Origin of the sequence: Tabrizicola sp., from assembly GCF_031377265.1 — a bacterium.
In the GTDB taxonomy this organism is placed as follows: domain Bacteria; phylum Pseudomonadota; class Alphaproteobacteria; order Rhodobacterales; family Rhodobacteraceae; genus JAUYQR01.
In genome coordinates this window covers 1-1,776 of sequence record NZ_JANMET010000359.1, presented here as the reverse complement: position 1 = coordinate 1,776, position 1,776 = coordinate 1, and the positions used below count along the sequence as shown (strand labels likewise).

The following is a 1,776-nucleotide window of genomic DNA, read 5'->3' as shown; positions in this document are numbered from 1 at the left end:
GGGGCAAGATGGCCAAACAGTACCAAGTCGCGCAACCGCGCATAGGTTACCTCGTGGCTTGGTATCTTGCGGGTTACAGCGTCCATCGGGGTTCCCTTCATTGCCCTCTTTATGACGGCATCGGTCCCGCAATCAAGATGTGATCAAATCGCGGCGCAGGTTCACCCTGCGCCGCAGTTCGGGTTCGCTGTGGGCTTGGCTCAGCGCAGCAGCGCCTGCGCCTCATCAGGGCCAAGTGCGGCTGGCCGGGTGCAAGTGGTGGTCAGCGTCACGAACTGCCCCGTCTCGCCCGAGATAAGGCAGGCCGTCATCACATCCACCCCATGCAGCGTGCGTTCCAGCGAACAGCGCGCATCGTGGCCGCCTTGCAATGCCGCCACCATGTCAGCCAGCCCGGCGGTGCGGTAATTCGCCAGCTCGCGGCCTTTGTCGATCTGGTTGACCTTGCCGAACGGATGATCCCATGGCGCGACTTCGGTCAGGCTGCCGTCCTTACCGGCAAGTTCCAGCGTGCCGCCAAAGAAGTTGGGGTCCGGGACATAAAGCGTGCCTTCGGTGCCATAAAGCTCGAAGTGGTTGCGTTTGTGGTGCCAGACGTCCCAGCTGGTCGTCAGGTTCACCATCGCGCCCGAATGAAACTCCAGCAGCGCGTGGATGTTGGTGGGCGTCTTGACCGGGATCTCCTGCCCTGCCCGCGCGCCGGAGCCGATGGTCCGCGTCGGGGTTGCGGACGAGGTGATCGCCCCTACCCGTTTGACCGGGCCAAAGAAGTTGATCAGGTTCGCCACGTAGTAAGGCCCAAGGTCCAGCATCGGGCCAGCGCCGGGCAAGAAGAAGAACTCCGGGCTTGGATGCCAGCCTTCCGGGCCATGGTTCTGCACGCAGGCCACGGCGGCGGTGATCGTACCGATGCGGCCCTCGTCGATGATTGCGCGGGCCTGCTGATGCGACCCGCCAAGGAAGGTGTCGGGCGCGCAACCCACTGCCAGCCCCTTGGCCTTGGCCAGATCGCGCAGGGTCACGCCCTGCTCCAGCGTCAGGACCAGCGGCTTTTCCGAATAAGCGTGCTTTCCCGCGTCCACAATCCGCTTGGTCACGGCGTAATGCGCATCCGGGATGGTGAGGTTGATCACCACATCCACCGCCTTGTTGGCCAGCAGATCATCGACCGACTGCGCCTGCGTTCCGAACTCCGCCGCGCGCGCCTGTGCCGCGTCCATGTTCACATCCGCCACCGACCGCACTTCCAGCCCTTTGAACAAGGGGGCCAGCCGCAGATAAGTGGTAGAGATATTGCCGCATCCGATGATGCCGATGCCCAGATTTGCCATCATGTCCCTCATATCATCCGAAGCGCCAGGATCGACCGCTTGGCAAAGCGGGCGTGATCTGACGGGTTGTCGTGTTCCATTACAAAGTGCTTGCAGCCGACGGCGCGCAGCGCGGCCAGCAGGCTGGCCCAGTCGACCGTGCCGTACCCCACATCGGCCCAGCCATCCTCGGCGACCGTCCCCGCCGGGGCGATGTCCTTGACATGCGCCGTTGTGATCCGCCCGCCCTCGGCTGCTATCCAGTCCATCGGGTCCGCCCCGCCGCGCACCACCCAGGCCACGTCCATCTCCCATTCCAGATCCGGCCCGCCCTCGAATATCGCCGCCTGCGGGATCACCCCGTCGGGTGTGGCCACAAATTCGAAATCGTGGTTGTGCCAGCCGAACCCCAGCCCCGCCTTGCGCAACGGCGCCCCCGCCGCCTGCAACCGCGCGCCGAATGCCC

General features: G+C 64.6%; 1 protein-coding gene and 1 pseudogene. Both read right to left on the bottom strand.

What is annotated here, in order from left to right:
• Window positions 1-200: 200 nt before the first annotated feature.
• Window positions 201-1,343 (bottom strand): Gfo/Idh/MocA family oxidoreductase, encoded by a 1,143-nt coding sequence (locus RMO18_RS19100; RefSeq protein WP_309668076.1) that lies wholly within the window; start codon window positions 1,341-1,343, stop codon window positions 201-203.
• A pseudogene (locus tag RMO18_RS19095) lies at window positions 1,340-1,776 on the bottom strand (sugar phosphate isomerase/epimerase); the annotation flags it as partial. The pseudogene RMO18_RS19095 and the gene RMO18_RS19100, both read right to left, overlap by 4 nt.